Origin of the sequence: Cupriavidus gilardii (assembly GCF_013314895.1) — a bacterium.
GTDB classification, from domain to species: domain Bacteria; phylum Pseudomonadota; class Gammaproteobacteria; order Burkholderiales; family Burkholderiaceae; genus Cupriavidus; species Cupriavidus gilardii_C.
The window spans coordinates 31,351-54,267 of record NZ_JABTYE010000028.1; the positions used below are offsets into that span (position 1 = coordinate 31,351).

Consider the following 22,917-nt stretch of genomic DNA (forward strand, 5'->3'; position numbering starts at 1 on the left):
CCGCATGAAACCGTCGCTACAGCTACGCCTCTCCCAGCATCTGGCCTTGACGCCACAGCTGCAGCAGTCGATCCGGCTGTTGCAGCTCTCCACGCTGGAACTGCAACAGGAAGTCGAGCAGGCGCTGACCGAGAATCCCCTGCTCGAACGCGAAAACGACTGGATCGAAAGCCCTTTGCGGGTCGCCGCCGACGGCTCGATCAATGTACAGACCACGCCGGCGAGTCCCAACGCCGAATCCACCCCCCCTGCCGACGCTCGCGCCGATGGCGCGGCCCCTGCGGACGACGGCTATGCCGACGGCGCGGGCGACGATTATGGCGGCGACTGGAGCCTCGACGATTTCGCCCGCCGTCCGCAAAGCGACGAGGACGAGAAAACGCCGCTGCAATTGCGCGATGCCGAGCCGACGCTGCGCGAATATCTGATGGAGCAATTGGCGCCGCTGAAAATCTCGACGCGCGACAAGGGCCTGGCGATTTTCCTGATCGAATCGCTGGACGACGACGGCTACCTGAGCGCCTCGCTCGAGGAAATCCTCGCCGAATTGCCCGACGAGCTCGAATTCGAACTCGACGAAGTGCATGCGATGCTGACGCTGCTGCAAAGCTTTGATCCGCCGGGAGTCGGTGCGCGCAATGCCGCCGAATGCCTGTCGCTGCAATTGCGTCGCATCGAACATCCGCAGCGGGATCTGGCGATGACGATCGTTCGCCATCACCTCGAACTGCTCGCCGCGCGCGACTACACGCGCCTGAAGAAGGCGCTGCAGGTCGACGACATGCAGTTGAAGGCCGCGCACGAGCTGATCCGCTCGCTCGCACCCTACCCCGGCCATGCCTACAGCCGGCCCGAAGCGGACTTCGTCGTGCCCGACGTATTCGTGCGCAAGAGCGGCCATAACTGGATCGCTCAGCTCAATCCCGATGTGATGCCGCGGCTACGCATCAACGATATGTATGCGCAAATCTTGCGCGGTGCGAAAGGCGATACCGGCGCGGCAGGATTGCAGCAGAAACTGCAGGAGGCGCGCTGGCTCATCAAAAATATCCAGCAGCGTTTCGACACCATTTTGCGCGTCGCACAAGCCATCGTGGAGCGGCAGAAGAATTTCTTCACGCACGGTGAAATTGCGATGCGCCCCTTGGTTTTGAGGGAGATAGCCGATACACTGGGTCTACACGAGTCGACCATTTCTCGTGTGACGACCAATAAGTACATGGCCACCCCGATGGGGACATTCGAGCTGAAATATTTCTTCGGCAGCCATGTATCGACCGAGACCGGCGGTGCCGCCTCTTCCACCGCAATCCGTGCGCTAATCAAGCAGCTGATAGGAGCCGAAGACCCCAGAAACCCGTTGTCCGACAGCCGGATTGCCGAACTGCTGGGGGAACAAGGCTTCGTCGTGGCGCGACGTACCGTCGCCAAATATCGTGAAGCCTTGAAGATCCCGGCCGTGAACCTTCGCAAGTCTTTGTAGCCGAGTCGCATCGCCTGCCTGGTGCGACTCTTTCAGAAGGAGAAGCGCTATGAACTTCAAGATCAGTGGACACCACCTGGACATCACGCCTTCCCTGCGTGAGTACGTGGAAACGAAACTGGAGCGAATCCTCAGGCATTTCGATCAGGTTATTGACGTCAGCGTGCTGCTATCGGTGGACAACCAAAAGGAAAAGGATCGCCGGCAACGCGCGGAAATCAATGTGCATCTGAAGGGCAAGGATATCTTTGTCGAGGCACACCACGAAGATCTCTATGCGGCCATCGACATGCTGGTCGACAAGCTGGACCGGCAAGTGATCCGATACAAGGACAAGGTCCAGAGCCACGACCGCGAATCGCTGAAGTATCACAGCAGCCTCGTGGCCAATCAGGCCCAGCAGTAGCTTGAGACGATTCGGCGCGGCCCGAACACCGGCCGGCCTTGAAGCGAGGAAAGAAGCCGTGCCTGGAGCACGGCTTTTTTGCGCCGTGCGCGCGGAGGCGGCAGTGGCCGTATCGCTGCACAGCCGCTGCAACCAATAGGATGAAACCGGAATGGGGTTCCGTCTGGCGGGCTTCCCGGTGTATGCTGTGCAATACATCTAGAGAATGCCCGCCCCGTTCCATTGCGCAATGCCGCTCGGGGCGATCGGCATCGGACGGCAGGGAGCCCCCCTGCACTATAATGTGCCGCACGCTGATAGTCGGGAAGCGGCGGCAACGAAGGCATCGCCTTGCAACGGCAGGCCGGCCACCGGCCGGCGAGAACCGCATGGCGGTGCCAGCTTCAGGATTCCGCGCATTTTCAAATGAACCGTTTGGCCAAACTGCTGCCGCCCGGCAATATCTCGCTCGACGTCAGCGTCACCAGCAAGAAACGCGTGTTCGAACAGGCCGGGTTGCTGTTCGAAAACAACCATGGCGTGGCGCGCGCCACGGTGACCGACAATCTTTTTGCCAGGGAATCGCTCGGCTCGACCGGCCTCGGCGCCGGCGTGGCGATCCCGCATGGCCGCATCAAGGGGCTGAAGCATCCGCTGGCCGCCTTCATGCGGCTTGCCGAGCCGATCCCGTTCGAATCGCCCGACGGCAAGCCTGTTTCGCTGCTGATCTTCCTGCTGGTGCCGGAACAGGCGACGCAGCAGCATCTCGAAATCCTGTCGGAAATCGCTCAGCTATTGTCCGATCGCGATATGCGTGAAGGCCTCGCCGCTTTGCCGACGCCCGATGCGGTTCACCAGCTGCTGGTGCAATGGCATCCTTGACCCTCTCGGCGTAAGCGGCCGACCGCCGCACCGATCGCATTTACCACCGCCCTAGCGCCCCGCCTCATCCCCGCATGGAACTCACCGGCGTCACCTCCCAGTCGATCTTCGACGACAACGCAGCCGACCTCAAACTGTCCTGGGTGGCCGGGCTGGAGGGCGCCGATCGCGCCTTCGATCTGGACTTCGCACGGGAGGCGACCTCGGCGGCCGACCTGGTCGGTCACTTGAACCTGATCCACCCGAACCGGATCCAGGTGCTCGGCAAGCCGGAGATCACCTACTACCAGCGGCTCGACGACGAAACGCGCAAGCGCCAGATGGGCGAACTGATCCTGCTGGAGCCGCCGTTCCTCGTCATCGCCGACGGCATGGAGCCGCCGCCGGATCTGGAACTGCGCTGCACCCGCTCCTCCACGCCGCTGTTCACCACGCCGGTTTCCTCAGCGGCGGTGATCGACCATCTGCGCCTGTACCTGTCGCGCATTTCCGCGCCGCGCGTGACCATGCACGGCGTGTTTCTCGACATCCTCGGCATGGGCGTGCTGATCATGGGCGAATCGGGCCTGGGCAAGAGCGAACTGGGTCTGGAACTGATTTCGCGCGGACACGGCCTGGTAGCCGACGATGCGGTCGATTTCGTGCGTCTTGGCCCCGATTTCGTCGAGGGCCGCTGCCCGCCGCTGCTGCAGAACCTGCTCGAAGTGCGCGGCCTGGGCCTGCTCGATATCAAGACGATCTTCGGCGAGACCGCGGTGCGCCGAAAAATGAAACTCAAGCTCGTGGTTCAGCTCGTTCGCCGCAACGACGGCGAATTCGAGCGCCTGCCGCTCGATTCGCAATATCTCGACGTGCTGGGTCTGCCCATCCATATGGTGAAGATCCAGGTTGCGGCCGGCCGCAACCTTGCAGTGCTGGTCGAGGCCGCGGTGCGCAACACCATCCTGCGCCTGCGCGGCATCGACACGCTGCGGGATTTCATGGATCGCCAGCGCGCCGCGATGCAGGCCGACGCGGCGACGCGCGGCCAGGGCCGGCTGCTCTGAGCAGCGGGCCATTCGCTTCTGGACGCATCGGCGTTCCGGGCACGCCGAAAGCGTCAACCTGATTGGGGTTTTCAGCGTTTTGTGCTGTAATGGGCATCACGCCCAGCCTGCGCCGTTGCGCATCCTGCGCTTGGCGACCCGATCCTCAGTCAGGAGAATCCAGCATGAAGTCACTGATCGCAACCTGCGTGCTGCTGTGCCCTCTGGTCGCCACCGGCGCCTTTGCCCAGACCGCCTCGGAAAACAGCCAGCAGAGCAAGATGAAGACGTGCAACGCGCAGGCGTCCGGCAAGACCGGCGAGGAGCGCAAGGCCTTCATGAAGGAATGCCTGTCGGCCAAGCCCGCCGCCGCCGGCAACTCCCAACAGCAGAAGATGAAGGCGTGCAATGCGCAGGCCAGCGGCAAGAAGGGCGACGAACGCAAGGCGTTCATGAAGGAATGCCTGTCCGCATGACGGCAAGCTGATTCGGGACTGTCCCGGAGCGAACAAAAGGCGAATCGCGAGCACAAGCGATTCCCCTTTTTTGTTTGCCGCCGGCCCCGATTCCCGGGGCTTGCGCGGCTTTCGCACGCTTTCCGCGTCTTCTGCGGCTCGTTGGCGCATGCCCGGCTCCCGTTTCATCGGACCGTCATGACGCAATCATCACGCGATGCTATCCTTCAAGGGTTATGCGCATCGTCCTCATCACCGGCATTTCCGGCTCCGGCAAATCGGTTGCATTGAACGTGCTTGAAGACGCAGGCTACTACTGCGTCGACAACCTGCCCGCGCAGTTCATCCCCGAACTCGCCCGCTACCTCGCGGCCGAGGGCTACACGCACCTGGGTATCGCGACCGATATCCGCAGCCGCGAATCGCTGGCGCGGCTTCCCGAGACGCTGCGCAGCCTGTCGGCCGAGCACGAGGTTCGCGTCGTCTTTCTGACCGCCAATACCGATTCGCTGGTGCAACGCTATTCCGAAACGCGGCGGCGTCATCCGCTGTCGGTGCGGCTGGCGGCCGGGGAAGCGGGCGGCGCCTCGGCGCTGAACGAGACCCCGCTGGTCGAAGCGATCGAGATGGAGCGCGAGCTATTGAGTCCGCTGGCCGAATCCGCGCACCGGATCGATACCAGCAATGTGCGCACCAATACGCTGCGCGCGTGGATCAAGGACTTCATCCGCGACGACAATCTGCAGCTGACGCTGCTGTTCACTTCGTTCGGCTTCAAGCACGGCGTGCCCAGCGACGCCGACATGGTGTTCGACGTGCGGTCGCTGCCGAATCCCTACTACGATCTGCAGCTCCGGCCGCTGACGGGGCGCGATGCGCCGGTCATCGATTTCCTGCAGAGTCAGCCGATGGTGCTGGCGATGGCCGAGGATATTCGCGCCTATGTCGAGAAATGGCTGCCGAGCTTCGTCGCCGACAATCGCAGCTATCTGACGGTGGCGATCGGTTGCACCGGCGGGCAGCACCGCTCGGTCTATATCGCGGAAAGGCTTGCCAACTACTTCCGCGCGCATGGTAATGTGCTGGTCAGACACCGCGAGCTGGTGCCGGTAAGCTGAACCGGGCCGGCCTGCAGGCGGTGGATCCCGGCGGCGGCGCAACGCGCGTGCCTCCGCCCCTGTCAGCGAAAGTCTTCCCGGGATCGCATGTCGTCCAGTTCCCCAGCGCCCAGTCGCGCGGCACCGCTCCACGTCGAAGTCGACACCCTGCCGCTGTTTCCCCTCCATACCGTGCTGTTTCCCGGCGGCCGGCTGCCGCTGCGCGTTTTCGAACCCCGCTATGTCGACATGGTCCGCAATTGCCTGCGCGACAACGCGTCCTTCGGCGTTTGCCTGATCGCCAGCGGCACCGAGGTAGCGCAGCAGGGCACCGTGACCGTGCCCGAACCGATCGGCTGTCTGGCCGAGATCGTCGACTGCAATATGGAGCAGCTCGGCGTGCTGCTGATCGAGACGCGCGGCCGGCAGCGCTTTCGCGTGCTCGAGCACCATGTGCGCGACGACGGACTGCTGGTCGCCCGCGCCGAACTGCTGCCCGACGACGTGATCGACTGCAAGCTCGAACTGCTGGGCGAATGCGTGGCCGCACTGCGCCGGATCGTCGCCTCGCTGCACGCGCCGCCGCACAAGCTGCCGTTTGCCGAGCCGATGCAGTGGGACGATCCGAGCTGGGTCGCGAACCGGCTGTGCGAACTGCTGCCGGTGCCGATGAAGGCCAAGCAGATGCTGATGGCGCTGCCCGATGCCGGCATGCGGATCGAGATCGTTCATCGCTTCATGCGCCAGCACCATATGCTGTAGCGATGCTGTCGGGCTGGCGCCCGCGCCTTCAGAAAACTCAGAACAATTGCGGCCGCACCTCGCCGGCAAGCAGCTTGCGCACGGGGGCCGGCATGCCGAGCTCGTCGAGCCGGTCCAGCGACAGCCAGCGCCACTGCTGCGCCGCTGCGGCCTCGTCGCCGGAACCGCTGGCAGCGCCGGCATCGCGCAGCGCCAATGCCGCCATGTCGACCCGCACCGCCCGGATCAGCAGCCGGAAATGGGTGAAGACATGCGTCATCTCGGCGACCATTGCGGCGCGAGCCGGGGTGCCGAAGGTGCGGCCGAACGCGAGCGCATCGTCCTCGGCCTGTTCGGCATCGAACGGCAGCGCCGGCACGGGCAGTTCGGGCAGGCTCCACAATCCGCCCCAGATGCCGCTGTCCGCGCGCAGCCGCAGCAGTACCTCGCGGCCATGCCGCAATACCACCATCACGGTGCTGCGCTCCGGCACCGGCGCGCGCGTCTTCGGCGTCGGCAGGGCCGCGGTCAGCCCTTCGCGCCGGGCCACGCACAGGTCCGACAACGGACAACGCGCGGCGTCGTCAAGGCAGGCTGGCTTGCCGCGCGTGCAGACCGTTGCACCGAGATCCATCAGGCCCTGCGTGTAGGCGACCATGTCGTCGGACTGGCGCGGACCCGGAGCCGGCAACGCGGCCTCGGCCATCGCCCACATCCGGTTTTCGATTGCCTTCTCGCCGGGATGGCCGTGCACGCCGAAGCAGCGTGCGAATACCCGCTTGACGTTGCCGTCGAGAATCGGCGCCCGCACGCCCGCGCTGAACGCGGCGATCGCCGCTGCGGTCGAGCGCCCGATGCCGGGCAACTCGGCCAGCAGGGCCGGATCGCAGGGGAAATGGCCGCCGTACTGCTCGACCACCAGCTTGGCGCAGCGATGCAGATTGCGTGCGCGCGAGTAGTAGCCCAGCCCGGCCCACAGGGCCATCACCTCGTCGGCGGGCGCCTCGGCCAGCGCCTGCACGGTGGGCAGCCGCGCCAGAAAGCGCTGGTAGTAGTCGATCACCGCGCTGACCTGGGTCTGCTGCAGCATGATCTCCGACAGCCAGATCCGATAGGGATCGCGGGTGTTCTGCCAGGGCAGATCGTGGCGCCCGTGCTGGCGCTGCCATTGCACCACGCGGGCGCCGAAATCGGGCGGCACTGCGGCGGCGGGATCAGGCAGCACCGCGGCAGCGGGATCGGTGGCGGAACGTGTGGTGGAACGGCGAGGCATCGATAGCGAGGGGCGTGGGTGTTTCTGAATCACAGGCGGCGCGTCGTGTCGCTCAGCGCTGGCATTGCGGGCAATAGAAAGTCGAGCGCTGGCCCTGCACGATCTGCCGGATCGGCGTGGCGCAGTGCCGGCAGGGCCGGCCGGCGCGATCGTAGACCAGGCAGTCGAGCTGGAAATAGCCGCTGGCGCCATCGCTGCCGACGAAATCGCGCAGCGTGCTGCCACCGCGCTCGATCGCCAGCGCCAGCGTCTCGCGCACCGCGGCGGCAAGCCTGTCGCACCGGGGCCGCGACAGCCGGCCGGCGGCGGTGGTCGGCCGGATTCCCGCGCGAAACAGGCTCTCGGAGCAATAGATGTTGCCCACGCCGACCACGATATCGCCCGACAGCAGCACCGTCTTGATCGCCGCGCTGCGCCCGCGCGTATGGCGGTACAGCCAATCGCCGTCGAAGGCTGGGTCGAACGGCTCGATACCGAGATTGCGCAGCAGCGGATGGGTAGGCAACAGCGCTTCGGGCAGCGTGGTCCACAACACCGCACCGAAACGGCGCGGATCGCGGAAACGCAGCGTCAGCGGACGACCGGCCGTATCGTGCAGCAGCAGATCGACATGGTCGTGCGTGCCCGGCGCGGGCGGCTCGTGCCATACGCGCAGCGTGCCGGTCATGCCGAGGTGAATCAGCAGCCAGCCGGCCTCGTTACCCGCGTCGGTCTCGACCTGGCCGCCGCCCGCACGGTCCGCCTCGTGCACGCATTCCAGCAACAGATACTTGCCGCGCCGCTCGATCCGCCGGATGACGCGCCCCGGCAGGCACGCCTCGAGTTCCTCGGGCACCGGCCAGCGCAGGCCGCGATGGCGCACGGCCACCCCGGCGATGCGGCTGCCCTCCAGATGCGGCAGCAGTCCCCGTCGGGTCACCTCGACCTCGGGCAATTCCGGCATCGAACCTCTCCTTTGCGCACGACTCCAAGCGGCAGACGCCATGTCCGTCATGGTGCGCCGCAGCCGGGCATTGTAGCGGCACGTTACAATGGCCCTAACTTGTCATATGGCACGACGCGTGCCGGAGTCCCATCCATGCCGGACCGCCTGGACCGCATTCCCGCTCTGCTCCTTTCCCACGTACCGCCTGACGAGCCGCCCGCGCAGACCGCGCGCCGTGCGGCGCCACGCCGGCGCCTGCTGCCGTTGCTGGCCGCGGCCCTGGTGGGCGCCAGCGCGCTGACCGGCTGCGCCAGTGCGCGCGATGCCAAGTCGGCCCAGGCCGATACCCCGCGCGTGCAGGCGCAGTCGCAGTCCGACGGGGCCGAAACCGACCGGCCGATGTTCATACTGGGCACCGACGGCGAACTCGAACCGACGCCGGCGACGCCGCTGCCGCCCAAGATGCCGCTGCCGGAGCTGCCGCTGACGGCCGACATCATGTACCGCGTGCTGGCCGCCGAGATTTCGATGCAGCGCGGGCTGACCGGCCCGGCCTACCGCACCTATGTGGAATTGGCCCGCTCGACCCGCGATCCCCGCTTCGCACAGCGCGCCACCGAAATCGCCTTCAATGCGCGCGTACCGCAGCAGGCGCTGGACGGCGCTCGCCTGTGGACCGATCTGGCGCCCACCTCGCCCGCCGCGCGGCAGGTGCTGTCGACTCTGCTGGTGCTCAATGCGCGCTGGGAGGAAGCCGAACCGCTGCTGTCGCTGCAGTTGAACGGCGTGCCGCCGAGCCATCGGCCCGAGGCGATCCTGCAATTGCAACAGCAACTGTCGCGCACCAGCGATCCGGCCGGCGCGGCCGCGCTGCTGCAGCGGCTGGTCGCCAACGACATGCAGTCGGCCGAAACGCGGCTGGCGCTGGCGCGGGCCAAGGAAACGGCGGGCGACGTGCCCGGTGCGCTGGCCGAACTCGACGAAGCCCAGCGCCTGCGTCCCGACTACGAAGCCGCAGCGCTGATGGCGGCCGAACTGCGCGCCGACAACGCGCCCGAGCAGGCCATGGACGGCCTCAAGCGCTTCCTCGACAAGGCGCCCGCCTCGGTGAACGGCCGCATCACGCTGGCGCGAATCTATCTGCAGCGCAACGAGATGGACGCGGCGCGGCGCGAGTTCGAGGCGCTGCGCAAGGTCGCGCCCAACGATCCGCGCGTGCCGCTGGCGCTGGGCCTGACCGGACTGCAGGCGCGCCGCTATGACGAGGCCGAGCGCTATCTGCAGGAATATCTGCAGCTGGCCGAAAAGGCGCCGAGCTCCAACCCCGACATCGCCTACCAATACCTCGCGCAGATCGCCGAGGAGCGCAAGGACTACGCGGGCGCGGTGCAGTGGCTCGACCGGATCGAAGATCAGCGCATGGTCGCGGCGGCCTCGGTCAAGCGCGCGCAAATGCTCGGCCGCATGGGCCGGCTCGACGATGCGCAGGGGATCTTCGGCGACATGCTGGCCGACGCCGAGGACATTGCCGATCCCGATCAGCGCGCGCAGCGCATGATGGCGGTGCGCCAGGCCGAGGTCGGCATGCTGATGGAAGTCAAGGCCTACGACCGCGCGCGCAAGGTGCTCGACGAGCGCGTCAAGGCCGAGCCCAACAATGCCGAATGGCTGTACGAGCTGGCGATGCTGGACGAGCGCGAGAAGCGCTACGACAGCATGGAACGCCGGCTGCGCCAGTTCATCGCGATGCAGCCGGATCAGAAGCAGGGCTACAACGCGCTGGGCTATTCGCTGGCCGATCGCAACATCCGCCTGCAGGAAGCGCTGAAGCTGCTGGAGAAGGCTACGGAGCTCGGCCCCGACGATCCGTACATCATGGATAGCCTGGGCTGGGTCAAATTCCGGCTGGGGCAGCTGCAGCCTGCCGCCAAGCTGCTGCGCGACGCCTATGCGAAGGCGCCCGAAGCCGAGATCGCCGCGCATCTGGGCGAGGTGCTGTGGCAGCTGGGCGAGCGCGACGAGGCTCGCAAGACCTGGCAGGAAGGCGTCAAGCTGGACCCGAACAACGAGACGCTGGTCGAAACGCTGCGGCGCTACAACGTGCAATTGGCGCAGTAGCGCCCCGGGGCTTGCCGCGCGTACCGTGCAATCTGCCGACGTCCATCGTCGTTCATCGCCTCCATCGACATCCCTGGCCGGCACGGTCCGCGCCGCCGCGCGCGCCGTGACCCGGCATCGATCTTCGTTTACCGCATGAACCGATCCCGCCGTACCCTGACCCTGCTTTGCCTGTCCGCGCCGCTTTGGCTCGCCGCCTGTGCCAGCGTCACGCCGTCGCGCCAGTTCGATGCCGCCGCCGGTGCGCGCGCCAGCGAGCTGACGGGGCGCTTTGCCGCCAACTACGTCCGCTATGGACGCGACGAAGGCGTGCAAGGCAGCTTCCATTGGCGCGAGCAGGGCAACAACGTGCGGCTGGACCTGATCTCGCCGCTCGGCCAGACGCTGGCGGTGGTCACCGCGACGCCGTCGGGCGCGACGCTCGATCTGCCCAACGAGCCGCCGCGCAACGCGCCCGAAGTCGATGCGCTGCTCGAACAGAGCCTGGGCTTTGCGTTGCCGGTGGCAGGCATGCGTGACTGGCTGCGCGCGCGCCCGGCACCGGGCGCCCCCGCCAGCGCCACGCGCGACGCGCAGGGCCGGCTCGAGACGCTGTCGCAGAACGGCTGGACCGTGCGCTACGCAGCCTGGCAGGCCGCGCCGGACGGCGCCGAAACGCTGCCGCGCCGGATCGACCTGGCCCGCGACGGCGCCGGCGGTCCGATGTCGGTCAAGCTGGTGATCGACGCCCCCGCTTCGCATTGATTGCATTGAGCGCTGGACATCGATCGCTCGAATCGCCGTCCGATTCCTCCGATCCCGTTCGACCTGATCGACTTCATCCGACCTCCGACCTGTCACGGCCCGATGTCCGCCTCCCTGCCTCCCGCGCACCTGCGCGACTGCCCCGCTCCGGCCAAGCTGAACCTGTTCCTGCATGTGACCGGCCGGCGCGCCGATGGCTATCACACGCTGCAGACCGTGTTCCAGCTGATCGACTGGAGCGACACGCTGCATTTCGCGCGCCGCGACGACGGCGCGGTGCTGCGCGTGACCGACGTGCCCGGCGTGCCGGACGACAGCGATCTGGTGGTGCGCGCGGCCAGGGCCCTGCAGGCCGCCACGGGTACCCGCTACGGCGTCGAGATCGCGCTGGACAAGGTGCTGCCGATGGGCGGCGGCATCGGCGGCGGCTCGTCCGACGCCGCTACCACGCTGCTGGCGCTGAACCGCCTGTGGGGGCTGGACCTGTCGCGCCAGCAATTGATGCGGATCGGCCTGAGCCTGGGTGCCGACGTGCCCTTCTTCGTGTTCGGGCAGAACGCCTTCGCGCAAGGCATCGGCGAGGAGCTGGCCGCGGTGGATCTGCCCGACAGCTGGTTCGTCGTCATTCATCCACGTCAGCATGTGCCGACCGCTGCGATTTTTTCCGACGAACGCTTGACAAGGAATACGCCTATCTCCATAATTGCGGACTTCGCTGCTTGCACAAACAAATTCGGTTTCGGTCGCAACGATCTGGAAGCGATAGCAACAGCGAAGTTCGGCGAAGTTGCCCGAGCCCTTGCCTGGCTGAAACAGTTCAGTCCCGAGGCAAGGATGACCGGTTCCGGTGCCTGTGTGTTCGCGCGCTATACTGACGCGCAAACTGCGCAACAGGTACTCGACCGGTTGCCTCCCGAATGGGACGGCAGATGCGTGAGAAGCTTGTCGCGCCATCCGCTCGCAGCATTCGCATAGCAAGTTTTCGTTCGGCGTTGTGCGCTGTCGGTGCAACGAAGAACGGTCCCGGTTGTGTAGGGGAGTCGCCAAGTCGGTTAAGGCACCGGATTTTGATTCCGGCATTCGAGGGTTCGAATCCTTCCTCCCCTGCCATTACATTCCTCGCAGATCTGCAGAATCCGTCGCCGGCAGCGCCGGCGACCATCCCCCAGCAGCAAGACAGGTGCCCCTCATGAGTAGCGACGGCTTGATGGTATTCACCGGCAACGCCAACCCCAAACTCGCGGAGGCTGTCGTGCAGCACCTCGGCATTCCGTTGGGCAAGGCGCTGGTGGGACGATTCTCCGATGGCGAAGTCCAGGTCGAGATCCAGGAAAATGTCCGCGGCAAGCACGTGATCGTGCTGCAGTCCACCTGCCAGCCGACCAACGACAACCTGATGGAACTGATGGTGATGGTCGACGCGCTCAAGCGCGCCTCGGCACGCAGCATCACCGCCGCCATGCCCTACTTCGGCTATGCCCGCCAGGACCGCCGCCCGCGCTCGGCGCGCGTCGCGATCTCGGCCAAGGTGGTTGCCAACATGCTGGAAGTGGCCGGCGTCGAGCGCGTACTGACGATGGACCTGCACGCCGACCAGATCCAGGGCTTCTTCGATATCCCGGTCGACAACATCTACGCCTCCCCGGTGCTGCTGGGCGATCTGCGCGAAAAGAACTACGGCGATCTGCTGGTGGTCTCCCCGGACGTCGGCGGCGTGGTGCGTGCCCGTGCGCTGGCCAAGCAGCTGAACTGCGACCTGGCCATCATCGACAAGCGCCGTCCCAAGGCCAATGTGGCCGAGGTGATGAACATCATCGGTGAGGTCGACGGCCGCAACTGCGTGATCATGGACGACATGATCGACACCGGCGGCACGCTGTGCAAGGCCGCCCAGGTGCTCAAGGAACGCGGCGCACAAAAGGTGTTCGCCTACTGTACCCACCCGGTCCTGTCCGGCGGCGCGGCCGCCCGCATCGCCGAGTCGGCGCTGGACGAAGTGGTGGTCTGCGACACCATTCCGCTGCGCGACGATGCGCGCCAGACCGGCAAGATCCGCCAGCTGTCGACCGCCTCGCTGCTGGCCGAGACGTTCACCCGGATCGTCAAGGGCGACTCGATCATGTCGCTGTTCGCCGATTCCTGAGCTTCCTGTTAGAATTCAAGGCTTTATCGCGTCCGCCGGCTTGTCCGCAAGCGGCGATGCGATGCAGAGGCGCCCGGTCACCGTACCTGGCGCCGATTCATCGGGCTGTCTGGTCGCGGGCAGCCCTCTTACTTTTTGGAGTCCACAATGAAAGTCATCGCTTTCGAGCGTAGCGTACAGGGTACGGGTGCGAGCCGCCGCCTGCGCAACGCCGGCAAGACCCCCGGCATCATCTACGGCGGCGCCGCCGAACCGAAGATGATCGAGCTCGATCACAACGCGCTGTTCCACGCGCTGAAGAAGGAAGCCTTCCACTCGTCGATCCTCGACCTGGAAGTGGGCGGCACGAGCGAGAAGGCCCTGCTGCGCGCCTTCCAGATGCACCCGTTCAAGCCGCTGGTGCTGCATGTCGACTTCCAGCGCGTGTCGGCCACCGAGAAGATCCACGTCAAGGTGCCGCTGCACTTCATGAACCAGGAAACCGCTCCTGGCGTGAAGCTGGGCCACGGCATCATCAACCACATCCTGAATGAACTGGAAGTGTCGTGCCTGCCGGGCGACCTGCCGGAATTCATCGAAGTGGACATGGGCGCGGTCGAACTGGGCCAGACCGTTCACCTGTCGGACCTGAAGCTGCCGAAGGGCGTGACCCCCATCACGCACGGCGACGACAACCCCGCCGTGGCGACCGTTGCGCTGCCGGCCGGCGGCGTGTCGGAAGCGGCCAGCGAAGGCGAAGGCGAAACGCCGGCTGCCTGATCGGCACCAGCCCTCGGCTGACCGGGCGGCACTGTCGTATCGACAGGCGCTGCCACAAAGACCGCCGGTTCGTCCGGCGGTTTTTTTTCGCGTATGCTTGCCTGCTGCGGCGCGCCGGAATGGCTGCGTGCGTGCCCGCCCCCGAACCCGTTTGCACCATGATCAAGCTCATCGTCGGCCTCGGTAATCCCGGGGCGGAATACGAAGCCACCCGGCATAATGCCGGCTTCTGGCTGATCGACCAGCTGGCCCGCATGGCCGGCGCCGCGCCGCGCGTGGAAGGCCGCTTCCATGGGCTGGCGGCGCGCGCGCGCCTTTGGGATCAGGATATCTGGCTGCTGAAGCCGTCGACCTTCATGAACCGCTCGGGCCTGGCAGTGGTTTCGCTGGCCCGCTTCTACAAGATCCTGCCGGACGAGATTCTGGTCGCGCACGACGAGATGGATCTGCCGGCCGGCGCGGTCAAGCTCAAGCGCGGCGGTGGCTCCGGCGGGCACAACGGTTTGAAGGACATTTCGGCGCATCTATCGACGCCGGATTACTGGCGCCTGCGCATCGGCGTCGGTCATCCGCGCAACGCCGGCGGCGCCGCCGATCGGGAAGACGTCGTCAACTTCGTGCTCAAGCCGCCGCGCCGCGAGGAGCAGCAGGCGATCGACGAAGCGATCGACCGCAGCGTGGCGCCTTTGTCCCTGCTGGCCAAGGGAGAGGCGGAGCGGGCGATGATGCAGTTGCATTCGGCTAAATGACGGCTGGATGGTGACGCTGCTCCAATAACTGTGGCGGTCCAGCACCGGCCATAGAGCGGTTCAAACGGCTATTGCGACCGGTTCGGCTTCTTCTGCGGCAGGCTTCGCTTGAGGACGACGTTGCAATCCGTTTTCTACGGCGCACCGAATACCATCGCCATCTACGAGATTGCGGATTTTGATCTTCAACTCCTCGACGATGGGGTCCTTGACATCCGCATCGAACGAGCAAAAACGCAGTGGCCAAAGATCTTCCCGGGTCAATCCGATCTGTTTCAAGGTGTGCTTGATCAGCCGTCGCGCGCTGGCATCAGTCCCGCCGGTCCTGTCCAGCATTCGGACCGCTTGATCGATGACGTCGTCAAGCGGAGGCAACTTGTTGTCCTTCGGCCCGCCCTCTCCCGACGCAGCGGCCTGATTGTTTCCCTTGTCGATCGCCGCCTGGATGGATTTCGCAGAATTGCGATTCCGAATTCCGGCATACAGCGTCCAACCGGCCAATGCCAGGCCGCCGACAATGCCGAACAGAATACCGCCGGTCGAGACCCCACCCACGACAAGGAACAGGGCGAGAGAAACCGCGCCGACCGTCATCGCCGCGGCGCCATAGGATATCCGCCATTTACCGACGCGAATCTGGCTCTTGGCGTCGTCCCTGCCACGAATTTCGTTGTGCTCGGCATGCCTGAGCAAAGACTCTGCAAGCCGGCCGGCATTTGCGAGCTCGGCTTGCTGGCTATTCTTTGCGTCCTTGAGTCGTTCTTTGGCGGTATTGATGGCTTCCAAGGCGCCGCTCGCCGCAGCCAGCTTCTTCAGCCCGTCATGCCACCGCAAGGCGCCCGCGACGATATGGAGCGCGCCGCAACCGAGACTGAAGGCAAAACCGCAGATGGCAGTCGCCGTAGCGTTAATCGGCACTGCGGCAAGGTGCAATAGCTCGCTGACCTTAAAGCTGTCCCAAAGCAACGCCAGATTGCAGCCGACGCCACCGCCTTGCAGGATGCCGTCACGGGCGAACATGACAGAGGAATGCTTCAGGGTATTGCCGGCCTTGCGATGATCTATCTGCGCGGTTTCATATTCCAGGTAGCTAACCGCCAATTCCAGTGTCGGCTTTTCTTTCACCCGCCCGCCCGTTGAAGACTGCGCGATGGAAATGCCGCGGTCGGCAGAACATGCATCGTGCACCTCGGTATCCGGCTCGAGACCTTCGCTCGCAACTGCACCTTTCAGCTTTGTTTTTTGGACGTCTGATTTCCGGCACCGGACGTAGTTTGCAAATGCCTCATGCCCCTCCCCGTTATCGTCGATTTGCCGACCAGTGCACTGACGCCGGTTAGCGTGCTGCGCGAAAACCACGGACGTTATGATCATTTCGGCGAACGATGCCACGCTGCCCAGCGCGATTCCGACCTGGGAAACGGTATGCCTGGTGCCCTCCGCGGTGAATCGGGTGGTAAGAAGCGCCGACGATGGATTAGCGCGGAAGAAGGCTGTGATGGAGTCTATGAACGCGCCAACTCTATACAGAGCAATGCTGCTCCAGCCGTAATACAAACCTGCATTGGCAAAGGCCAACCGCCGCTCTCCCGGCAAAACTCCATGCCGGTCGGCAAGCCAGCTCACATAGGTAACATGGCCGCGCACGCTTCCCATGGATCGTCTCCTCCTAGGTCTGCTTGATACGACGAGCATTCTGTCGGACCCGGACTACTATCCGGCATTTGTTAAGCTACAACGCCGTTGGAATGCCTTTTTTATTGTCAAGAGCCACCACCACCGGCGGTTTCGAAGTACGGAACAACGGTACGCGCATACATGGTGGCAACGATTTTCTGGTGCCGGCGATCCCTGCGGGCCCGATCCACCGCATATCGCGGAGTAGTCATGTATCGCAATAGGCGCCGGTTATCTATCTCCCTTTCCTCCGTAGAATATATAGGGATTGTGGATTCGCTTATCGCCGCGGACGAGGGAAATCCACTAAATCGATTCCGCATGATTTCTACAGCCGGGAAGCCATACTTCGGATCTTTGCCGTGCTTTTCCCAGCGTCGTTGAATAACGACAGCAGTATTGGCCAATCCAAGTACAGCAGCGGATTTGATGGGCGTCGATGGTGGAATCAACTCCAGGATCTGTTTCCATCTCGCCTCATCCCGTCGCCTCGAATCGTCGCCACCTAGCCTCTGTGCCTGTGCGATGGCACCCAGCAGCGGCTCGGCTTCCTTCGCGGTGTCCGCGTCAAGCAAAAGCGGCGTTGCGTAGCGAAGCAGCGCGTCGTGGAAGTCCGCCCCCACTCCTGCACAAGCCCCGCGACGCGCGAACTCATTTAGCAACGTGATGGCCCAATATGGAGAACGGGCCATGGCATGTTGGAATACGCTGTGCAGAACCTCTAGCTTGGTACTGTCCGTCAGTTTGTGGAACAACGGCCATGCCTCGTGAAATATTCGTTCCGGGATACGAGGGTACATTTTGCCGAGCCGCTTGAGCGTCTCCTCGAATATCGTCCTTGCACGCCAGCGGTTCCATCGGTACCCGGTGAAGAAATTGAGCAAGAGCGATACATCCTTCATGCATGACGACTGCGACCGGAAATCCAGGCTCTTCTTGCTGGCAATCAAGTCCCGAAACAACTGAAACTCTGGCCAGTAAGGCTTGAGCTGCTTATGAAGAAGCCGGCACGTCATGGCAAGCGTTGCGCGTTCGAAGGGGTCCGCTAGGTAAACGAAGATCCGGTCGGTGGCTACCTTCGGCAAAGCCGCGATATGTTTGTTTTCGGCTTCCGGCGTGCGCCGCGAGCCGTCGGTCCGCGAAAAGACCTTGGCCAGAGCGGCCATGACCCCATGCGGATTGTCGCGCAAGGCGATGGTGGAACCGTCCACGCCAAGTCGGCCCTCGGACCGACCGAACGATGCCATTTCATAGGCGCTGATACCCGGAAACGCCGGGCGTGGATAACCCTCGGTACAGACTTGCGGCATGGCGCTCTCCCGAGCTGTAGGAATGCCGTGCACGGTCGCATGGTCGCCGGTGTTGCCGCTTAACAAAACTTTGCGGTTCGACAGCTTTTGGTTGCAACTTGGGTGGTGGATGTGGATTTGTGCGGGGTAGGCAACGGAAAAGTATTGCGAGCGACGCAAAAAAACCCCGCTATCGCCGATAGCGGGGTTTCCTTGTACGCCTTGTCAGGGAGCGGCTGCGGCGCCGTCCGGGCGCCGCGCCGCCTCAGGCAGCGTGCTTCGCGGCAGTCAGCAGCCGGTAGCGCTGCATCAGCACCTCAGGCGTCTCGACCCGGTTCGGGTCGCGTGGGATGCAAGCGACGGGGCACACCTGCTGGCATTGCGGCTCGTCAAAATGGCCGACGCACTCGGTGCATTTGTTGGGGTCGATCTCGTAGATTTCCGGCCCCATCGAAATTGCTTCGTTCGGGCACTCGGGCTCACAAACGTCGCAGTTGATGCAATCGTCGGTGATCATCAGCGCCATGGTGTTTCCTTCTGCTGTCCGGCCATCGCCGCGCGATCGGCCGCCGGAGCCCGCCCGCGCCCGACTGGCCGCGTCCTGACGGTTTCCGAAGCCCGTATTCTAGGCGTTTTCGGGCCGGCACGCCGAGGCCGGCCTTGGGCCGGGGCGCTCGCGATCGAGACCGAGCGCTCAGCCGCCCTTGCCGATCTTTTCCTTGAGCCAGCGCTCGACCGAAGGGAACACGAACTTGCTGACGTCGCCGCCCAGCACCGCGATCTCGCGCACGAAAGTGCCCGAGATGAACTGGTATTGGTCGGACGGGGTCAGGAACATCGTTTCGACGTCCGGCAGCAGATAGCGGTTCATGCCGGCCATCTGGAACTCGTACTCGAAGTCCGACACGGCGCGCAGGCCGCGCACGATCACGCGCGCATTGTTCTTGCGCACGAAATCCTTCAGCAGGCCCGAGAAGCCGTCAACGCGCACATTCGGATAGTGGCCCAGCACTTCCTTGGCGATGCCGATGCGCTCCTCCAGCGAAAAGAAGGGGCGCTTGTTGGGGCTATGGGCGACTCCGACCACCAGCTCATCGAAGATATTGGACGCCCTGCGCACCAGATCCTCGTGTCCCCGGGTCAATGGATCGAACGTGCCGGGATAGACCGCGACGACCATGCTTCCTCCTTGTTCTGCCCGCTGCCGTGAATCGGCAAGCCGCACCGGCACCGGCTTTGCAGCCGGCTTGCGCCGATGCCGCCAGGCGAGCGTTGGCGACAGCGGCGTAGTGTACCCCTAAATGCACGGCTTGAAAGCCGCCGCGCCGAGCCGGCGGGAGCGCCTTGGGCGATCATCGCGCACTGGCGCGCGAAGCGCCAGCGCCGGGATTCAGTCGGCCGCGCCGCGATGGCGCAGCAGGTGGAAATGGACGGCGCCGGCACGCGCGTGGCGCACGATTTCGAGCGAGGCGGGCACCGGCGCATCGGCGCCATGCAAGGGACTTTCCGATTCGACATAGACCAGGCCCGCCGCGTGAGTCAGCCGCTCGGCATGGACCAGCGCCGGGCCGATCCAGTCCTCGGCAAACGGGGGGTCGAGAAAGACCACGTCGAAGCTGGCGGCCGGCATCTGCGCCGCGATGGCGAAGGCATCACCTTGAATGACCTGGATCTGCTCGGCGCCGAGCCGGTCCTGGTTCTCGCGCAACTGCCGTACCACGCGCGGATTGGCCTCGACCATCGTGACATGGGCGGCGCCGCGCGAGGCGGCCTCGAAGCCCAGCGCGCCGGAGCCGGCGAACAGATCCAGGCAGCGCTGGCCGCTCAGGTCCTGGCCCAGCCAGTTGAACAGCGTCTCGCGGACGCGGTCCGGCGTGGGCCGCAGGCCTTCGGCATCGAGCACGGGCAGCGGCGTGCGCTTCCATCTGCCCCCGATGATGCGCACCTGCGCGGGGGCCTGGCGGGAGGAGAACGAGGGGACGCGCCCACGGGGCGCGGTCTGGCTGCGCCCGGCGGCGGCGGGCTGCGGAGAGGGGGAACGCGGACTCATTCCGTGATTGTAGAGCCTGGCGCGGTCTGCGCTGCCGCTACCGCGCCGGCATCACCGGACCGCTATGCGCGCCAGCGCACCTTGCGCCGCGCCCCGGCCGGCGTCAAACCAACGCCAGCGGGAGTCGCCCGCGGGCTCAGCGGGCCGCCGCGGTCGGCGCGCCGCCGGTGGGCCCGCCAACGATCACGGTCGCCATCGCGTCGGGGCGGACATGGCGCTGGAAGGCCTGCCGGACGTGCTGACGGTCGACCTTGGCGATCTGCGCGGTCCAGGTATCGAGATAGTCCAGCGGCAGGCCGTACCACCCGATATTGGCGACGTTGGTCAGCAGCTTGCGGTTGCTGTCGATCCGCAGCGGGAAGCCGTTGATCAGATTGTCCTTGGCCGCCTTCAGCTCGGCCTCGGTCGGCCCGTCCTCGACGAAGCGCTTGAGCACCTGCCGCACCAGCGCGAGCGCCTCGTCGGTCTGCGCCTTGCTGGTCTGCAGGCCGATGCCGAACGGGCCGGGCTGCTTGGACGGGGCGAAATAGCTGTCGACGCCGTAGGTCAGGCCGCGCTTCTCGCGCACCTCCTCGGTCAGCCGCGAGCTGAAGCCGCCGCCGCCGAGCACATAGTTGCCGACCAGCAGCGCGAAATAGTCGGGATCGCCGCGGGCGATGGCGGGCTGCCCCAGCACCACGGTGGCCTGCTGCGCCGGGTGCGGAACGCGTTGTACGCTGGCGCCGATGTCCATCTTGACCGGCGGCATCGCCGGCGGCGCGGCGCCGTTGGGCAGGCCGCGCGTCAGCAGTTCGGCGATCTGCTCGGCCTGGCGGCGGTCGATCGCGCCGATCAGCGTGACCACCGCACGCGAGGCCGCGTAGTTGTCGCGCCAGAAGCGTTCCAGATCGGCGCGCGTGACCGACGCGACCGACTCCGCGGTCGCCGACATGCCATACGGATGGTTAGGGTAGATGGCCTTCGACAGCAGCTTGTCGGCAATCACGCCCGGGCGCGTATCGCCCTCGCGGATCGCCGCGATCATGCGCTCCTTCTCGCGCGCCACCACGGCCTCGGGGAAGGTCGGCGCCTTGACCAGCTGCGCGGCCAGCGTCACCGACTGCGTCAGCTCCGGGTTGGAGGTCAGCGTGCGCAGGCCGATGCCGCCGCGGTCGCCGCCTGCCGCGCCGCCGAAGCTGGCGCCGGTATCGGCGAAGGCATCGGCGATCTGCGCCTCGTCGCGCGCCGGCTGGCCATCGACGGCGCCGGTGCCCTTGTCGAGCAGCGCCGCGGTCAGCGCCGCCAGTCCGGCCTTGCCCGCCGGGTCATAGCGGCTGCCGGCGTCGAAGTCGACGTTGATGTCGAGCATCGGAATCGACGGGCTGCGGACGAAATAGACGCGGGCACCGGTCGACGCGGTCCAGTGTTCGATGGGGATGGCGGCCTGCGCGGTGGCGGCGCCCAGACCGGCCAGCAGGCCGGCGGCGGCGACCAGCGCTTTGCGCAGCCGGGCCGAGGGACGGGAAAACGGGAGCGAATCCATGGCGAACATCGGCGGTCCTCAGTGGCGCAGGCCGGACGGGGCCTGAGACTTGGGCTGGTTGGGATCGATCGGCTGCGGCAGCAGCGTCGCCACGGTCAGGTTGTCATCGCTGAAGTATTTGCCCGCTACCTCCTTGACCTGCTCTGGCGTGACCTGCTTGACCCGTTCGAGGATGCGATCGAGCTGCTGCCACGAGATGCCGGCGATCTCTGCCACGCCGATCTCCATCCCCTGCCCGAACACCGAATCGCGCTTGTAGATCTGGCCGGCCACGACCTGCGCCTTGACGCGGCGCAGCTCTTCGTCCGACACGCCTTCGCGTGCGATGCGCTCGATCTGCTGCCGCAAGGCGCGCTCGATCTCCTCGGTGGTATGGCCGTTGGCGGGCGTGCCGTCGAGCACGAACAGCGACTCGCCGCGATTGATGCCGTCGTAGCCGACATTGACGTCGTCGGCCAGCCGCTGCGTACGCACCAGATCGCGCGTCAGCCGCGCATTGTCGTAGCCGTTGAGCACGGCGGCCAGCACCTCGAGCGCATACGGATCGACGTCCTTTTCGACATCGCGCAGGCGCGGCACCTTGTAGGCCATCACCAGATAGGGATTCTCGGCGGGCGCCTTGACCCAGATCCGCTTGACGCCCTTCTGCGGCGGCTCGATCTGCGGCTTGCGCACCGGCAGCGGACGCGGCTTGAGCCTGCCGTAGGTGCGCTCGGCCATCGCGCGCACCTCGGCGGGCTTGACGTCGCCGGCCACCACCAGGATCGCGTTATTGGGTACGTACCACTCGCGATACCAGCGGCTGACATCGTCGACGCGCATATTGACCAGGTCGTTCATCCAGCCGATCACCGGATGGCGGTAGCCGGCGCTGGTATAGACGGTGGCCAGCAGCTGTTCGTAGACGGTGCCGCGCGGCGAGTCGTCGGTGCGCAGCCGGCGCTCTTCCATCACGACCTTCATCTCGCGCTCGAACTCCTCGGGGCGGATGATCAGATTGGCCATCCGGTCCGCTTCCAGCTCCATCATCCGCTGCAGATGCTGCTTGCCGATCTGCTGGAAATACATCGTGAAGTCGCGATTGGTCATCGCGTTCTCGCGGCCGCCGAGCGCGGCGATCTGCCTGGAGAACTCGCCCGGTCCGACCTTCGGCGTGCCCTTGAACATCATGTGTTCGAGCATATGGGCAACGCCGGTGGTCCCGCTGACCTCGTCGATGCCGCCGACGCGATACCAGACCTGATGGGCGACGGTTGGCGCGCGGTGGTCTTCCTTGACGATCACGCGCATGCCGTTGGCCAGCTTGAATTCGGTGGTGCCGCTGTCGGCAACCGCCGCCTGTACCGCCGCGCCCGGGGCCGGCGGCGCGTCGACCGCGACGCCTTGCGCATGCGCCAGCGGCAGCCAGGCGCTCGCTGCAACCAGCGCAAGCGCGGTCAATCCGGCCAGACGATGCGGCCGCCATGATGGCGAGGGAGAATGCCGGCGCCGGTCGGCGCCTTTGGTGACATGCTGATGGGCGGGCGTTGCGCCCTGCCACGTCGACGCCGCGGTCGACCCTGCGCGATGGTTCATGCGACCCCGTCTGCTAGAATTTTGG

At 65.4% G+C, this 22,917-nt stretch carries 22 protein-coding genes and 1 tRNA gene; 14 read left to right on the plus strand and 9 right to left on the minus strand.

The genetic code is table 11. The features are described from left to right. Window positions 1-4 precede the first annotated feature (4 nt). The 7 genes from HTY53_RS21615 (at window position 5) to HTY53_RS21645 (ending at window position 6,089) form a co-directional block, all read left to right on the plus strand. Window positions 5-1,483 (plus strand): RNA polymerase factor sigma-54, encoded by a 1,479-nt coding sequence (locus tag HTY53_RS21615; RefSeq protein ID WP_174108673.1) that lies wholly within the window; start codon window positions 5-7, stop codon window positions 1,481-1,483. Window positions 1,484-1,532: 49 nt separating this feature from the next. Continuing rightward, on the plus strand, window positions 1,533-1,889 hold the full coding sequence (gene hpf, locus HTY53_RS21620) for a ribosome hibernation-promoting factor, HPF/YfiA family (RefSeq protein WP_006576783.1): 357 nt from the start codon (window positions 1,533-1,535) through the stop codon (window positions 1,887-1,889). A gap of 405 nt (window positions 1,890-2,294) precedes the next feature. Next, window positions 2,295-2,750, plus strand: a complete 456-nt coding sequence (locus HTY53_RS21625; RefSeq protein ID WP_174108616.1) for a PTS sugar transporter subunit IIA — start codon at window positions 2,295-2,297, stop codon at window positions 2,748-2,750. Window positions 2,751-2,824: 74 nt separating this feature from the next. Beyond that, window positions 2,825-3,796 (plus strand): HPr(Ser) kinase/phosphatase, encoded by a 972-nt coding sequence (gene hprK, locus HTY53_RS21630; RefSeq protein ID WP_174108618.1) that lies wholly within the window; start codon window positions 2,825-2,827, stop codon window positions 3,794-3,796. Between the two features lie 164 nt (window positions 3,797-3,960). Continuing rightward, entirely contained in the window at window positions 3,961-4,251 is a 291-nt protein-coding gene (locus HTY53_RS21635) for a PsiF family protein (RefSeq protein WP_174108620.1), read from the plus strand. 215 nt (window positions 4,252-4,466) lie between these two features. Next, a complete protein-coding gene (gene rapZ / locus HTY53_RS21640; RefSeq protein WP_174108622.1) occupies window positions 4,467-5,348 on the plus strand; it encodes an RNase adapter RapZ in 882 nt (293 codons plus the stop codon). An 87-nt stretch (window positions 5,349-5,435) separates the two neighbouring features. Then, entirely contained in the window at window positions 5,436-6,089 is a 654-nt protein-coding gene (locus HTY53_RS21645; RefSeq protein WP_174108624.1) for an LON peptidase substrate-binding domain-containing protein, read from the plus strand. A gap of 37 nt (window positions 6,090-6,126) precedes the next feature. On the opposite strand, the gene mutY is transcribed toward HTY53_RS21645, so the two are convergent. Together mutY and mutM are read right to left on the minus strand one after the other, a co-directional pair. After that, window positions 6,127-7,341 (minus strand): A/G-specific adenine glycosylase, encoded by a 1,215-nt coding sequence (gene mutY / locus HTY53_RS21650; protein WP_254600063.1) that lies wholly within the window; start codon window positions 7,339-7,341, stop codon window positions 6,127-6,129. Between the two features lie 52 nt (window positions 7,342-7,393). Next, a complete protein-coding gene (mutM, locus tag HTY53_RS21655; RefSeq protein ID WP_174108626.1) occupies window positions 7,394-8,284 on the minus strand; it encodes a bifunctional DNA-formamidopyrimidine glycosylase/DNA-(apurinic or apyrimidinic site) lyase in 891 nt (296 codons plus the stop codon). A gap of 135 nt (window positions 8,285-8,419) precedes the next feature. Between mutM and HTY53_RS21660 the strand changes: the two genes are divergently transcribed. The 7 genes from HTY53_RS21660 (at window position 8,420) to pth (ending at window position 14,779) form a co-directional block, all read left to right on the plus strand. Further along, on the plus strand, window positions 8,420-10,384 hold the full coding sequence (locus tag HTY53_RS21660) for a tetratricopeptide repeat protein (RefSeq protein ID WP_174108628.1): 1,965 nt from the start codon (window positions 8,420-8,422) through the stop codon (window positions 10,382-10,384). A 135-nt stretch (window positions 10,385-10,519) separates the two neighbouring features. Continuing rightward, window positions 10,520-11,128: a lipoprotein insertase outer membrane protein LolB gene (gene lolB / locus HTY53_RS21665; protein ID WP_174108629.1), complete on the plus strand. Its 609-nt coding sequence runs from the start codon at window positions 10,520-10,522 to the stop codon at window positions 11,126-11,128. Window positions 11,129-11,230: 102 nt separating this feature from the next. Then, on the plus strand, window positions 11,231-12,103 hold the full coding sequence (gene ispE, locus HTY53_RS21670) for a 4-(cytidine 5'-diphospho)-2-C-methyl-D-erythritol kinase (RefSeq protein ID WP_174108631.1): 873 nt from the start codon (window positions 11,231-11,233) through the stop codon (window positions 12,101-12,103). 58 nt (window positions 12,104-12,161) lie between these two features. Beyond that, window positions 12,162-12,238: transfer RNA gene (locus HTY53_RS21675), tRNA-Gln, on the plus strand. Window positions 12,239-12,317: 79 nt separating this feature from the next. Next, entirely contained in the window at window positions 12,318-13,271 is a 954-nt protein-coding gene (locus tag HTY53_RS21680; RefSeq protein WP_174108633.1) for a ribose-phosphate pyrophosphokinase, read from the plus strand. A gap of 147 nt (window positions 13,272-13,418) precedes the next feature. After that, on the plus strand, window positions 13,419-14,030 hold the full coding sequence (locus tag HTY53_RS21685; protein WP_174108635.1) for a 50S ribosomal protein L25/general stress protein Ctc: 612 nt from the start codon (window positions 13,419-13,421) through the stop codon (window positions 14,028-14,030). Window positions 14,031-14,188: 158 nt separating this feature from the next. Further along, entirely contained in the window at window positions 14,189-14,779 is a 591-nt protein-coding gene (gene pth, locus HTY53_RS21690) for an aminoacyl-tRNA hydrolase (RefSeq protein WP_174108637.1), read from the plus strand. A 60-nt stretch (window positions 14,780-14,839) separates the two neighbouring features. Here pth and HTY53_RS21695 read toward each other — a convergent pair whose 3' ends face one another. The 7 genes from HTY53_RS21695 to HTY53_RS21725 form a co-directional block, all read right to left on the minus strand. Then, window positions 14,840-16,435, minus strand: coding sequence for a hypothetical protein (locus HTY53_RS21695; protein WP_174108639.1), 1,596 nt, complete (start codon window positions 16,433-16,435; stop codon window positions 14,840-14,842). Between the two features lie 107 nt (window positions 16,436-16,542). After that, window positions 16,543-17,925 carry a hypothetical protein gene (locus HTY53_RS21700; RefSeq protein ID WP_174108641.1) on the minus strand — a complete coding sequence of 461 codons (1,383 nt, stop codon included), beginning with the start codon at window positions 17,923-17,925 and terminating at the stop codon, window positions 16,543-16,545. An 85-nt stretch (window positions 17,926-18,010) separates the two neighbouring features. Beyond that, window positions 18,011-18,271: a YfhL family 4Fe-4S dicluster ferredoxin gene (locus HTY53_RS21705; protein ID WP_174108643.1), complete on the minus strand. Its 261-nt coding sequence runs from the start codon at window positions 18,269-18,271 to the stop codon at window positions 18,011-18,013. A gap of 168 nt (window positions 18,272-18,439) precedes the next feature. Continuing rightward, window positions 18,440-18,925, minus strand: coding sequence for a pantetheine-phosphate adenylyltransferase (gene coaD, locus HTY53_RS21710; RefSeq protein ID WP_144831552.1), 486 nt, complete (start codon window positions 18,923-18,925; stop codon window positions 18,440-18,442). Window positions 18,926-19,135: 210 nt separating this feature from the next. Beyond that, window positions 19,136-19,795: a 16S rRNA (guanine(966)-N(2))-methyltransferase RsmD gene (gene rsmD, locus HTY53_RS21715; RefSeq protein WP_217435705.1), complete on the minus strand. Its 660-nt coding sequence runs from the start codon at window positions 19,793-19,795 to the stop codon at window positions 19,136-19,138. A gap of 136 nt (window positions 19,796-19,931) precedes the next feature. After that, window positions 19,932-21,317, minus strand: coding sequence for a M16 family metallopeptidase (locus HTY53_RS21720; RefSeq protein WP_174108645.1), 1,386 nt, complete (start codon window positions 21,315-21,317; stop codon window positions 19,932-19,934). Window positions 21,318-21,335: 18 nt separating this feature from the next. Further along, window positions 21,336-22,892, minus strand: a complete 1,557-nt coding sequence (locus tag HTY53_RS21725) for a M16 family metallopeptidase (RefSeq protein ID WP_174108647.1) — start codon at window positions 22,890-22,892, stop codon at window positions 21,336-21,338. Window positions 22,893-22,917 lie beyond the last annotated feature (25 nt).

What these genes read in the sequence shown, in the direction of transcription:
- coaD (WP_144831552.1), bottom strand. Translation starts at nt 18,925, where the DNA reads ATGGTCGTCGCGGTCTATCCCGGCACGTTCGATCCATTGACCCGGGGA.
- rsmD (WP_217435705.1), bottom strand. Translation starts at nt 19,795, where the DNA reads ATGAGTCCGCGTTCCCCCTCTCCGCAGCCCGCCGCCGCCGGGCGCAGC.
- ispE (WP_174108631.1), top strand. Translation starts at nt 11,231, where the DNA reads ATGTCCGCCTCCCTGCCTCCCGCGCACCTGCGCGACTGCCCCGCTCCG.
- HTY53_RS21635 (WP_174108620.1), top strand. Translation starts at nt 3,961, where the DNA reads ATGAAGTCACTGATCGCAACCTGCGTGCTGCTGTGCCCTCTGGTCGCC.
- HTY53_RS21680 (WP_174108633.1), top strand. Translation starts at nt 12,318, where the DNA reads ATGAGTAGCGACGGCTTGATGGTATTCACCGGCAACGCCAACCCCAAA.
- HTY53_RS21615 (WP_174108673.1), top strand. Translation starts at nt 5, where the DNA reads ATGAAACCGTCGCTACAGCTACGCCTCTCCCAGCATCTGGCCTTGACG.
- HTY53_RS21720 (WP_174108645.1), bottom strand. Translation starts at nt 21,317, where the DNA reads ATGGATTCGCTCCCGTTTTCCCGTCCCTCGGCCCGGCTGCGCAAAGCG.
- lolB (WP_174108629.1), top strand. Translation starts at nt 10,520, where the DNA reads ATGAACCGATCCCGCCGTACCCTGACCCTGCTTTGCCTGTCCGCGCCG.
- pth (WP_174108637.1), top strand. Translation starts at nt 14,189, where the DNA reads ATGATCAAGCTCATCGTCGGCCTCGGTAATCCCGGGGCGGAATACGAA.
- HTY53_RS21705 (WP_174108643.1), bottom strand. Translation starts at nt 18,271, where the DNA reads ATGGCGCTGATGATCACCGACGATTGCATCAACTGCGACGTTTGTGAG.
- hprK (WP_174108618.1), top strand. Translation starts at nt 2,825, where the DNA reads ATGGAACTCACCGGCGTCACCTCCCAGTCGATCTTCGACGACAACGCA.
- HTY53_RS21685 (WP_174108635.1), top strand. Translation starts at nt 13,419, where the DNA reads ATGAAAGTCATCGCTTTCGAGCGTAGCGTACAGGGTACGGGTGCGAGC.
- mutM (WP_174108626.1), bottom strand. Translation starts at nt 8,284, where the DNA reads ATGCCGGAATTGCCCGAGGTCGAGGTGACCCGACGGGGACTGCTGCCG.
- rapZ (WP_174108622.1), top strand. Translation starts at nt 4,467, where the DNA reads ATGCGCATCGTCCTCATCACCGGCATTTCCGGCTCCGGCAAATCGGTT.
- mutY (WP_254600063.1), bottom strand. Translation starts at nt 7,341, where the DNA reads ATGCCTCGCCGTTCCACCACACGTTCCGCCACCGATCCCGCTGCCGCG.
- HTY53_RS21725 (WP_174108647.1), bottom strand. Translation starts at nt 22,892, where the DNA reads ATGAACCATCGCGCAGGGTCGACCGCGGCGTCGACGTGGCAGGGCGCA.
- HTY53_RS21660 (WP_174108628.1), top strand. Translation starts at nt 8,420, where the DNA reads ATGCCGGACCGCCTGGACCGCATTCCCGCTCTGCTCCTTTCCCACGTA.
- HTY53_RS21625 (WP_174108616.1), top strand. Translation starts at nt 2,295, where the DNA reads ATGAACCGTTTGGCCAAACTGCTGCCGCCCGGCAATATCTCGCTCGAC.
- hpf (WP_006576783.1), top strand. Translation starts at nt 1,533, where the DNA reads ATGAACTTCAAGATCAGTGGACACCACCTGGACATCACGCCTTCCCTG.
- HTY53_RS21695 (WP_174108639.1), bottom strand. Translation starts at nt 16,435, where the DNA reads ATGGGAAGCGTGCGCGGCCATGTTACCTATGTGAGCTGGCTTGCCGAC.
- HTY53_RS21645 (WP_174108624.1), top strand. Translation starts at nt 5,436, where the DNA reads ATGTCGTCCAGTTCCCCAGCGCCCAGTCGCGCGGCACCGCTCCACGTC.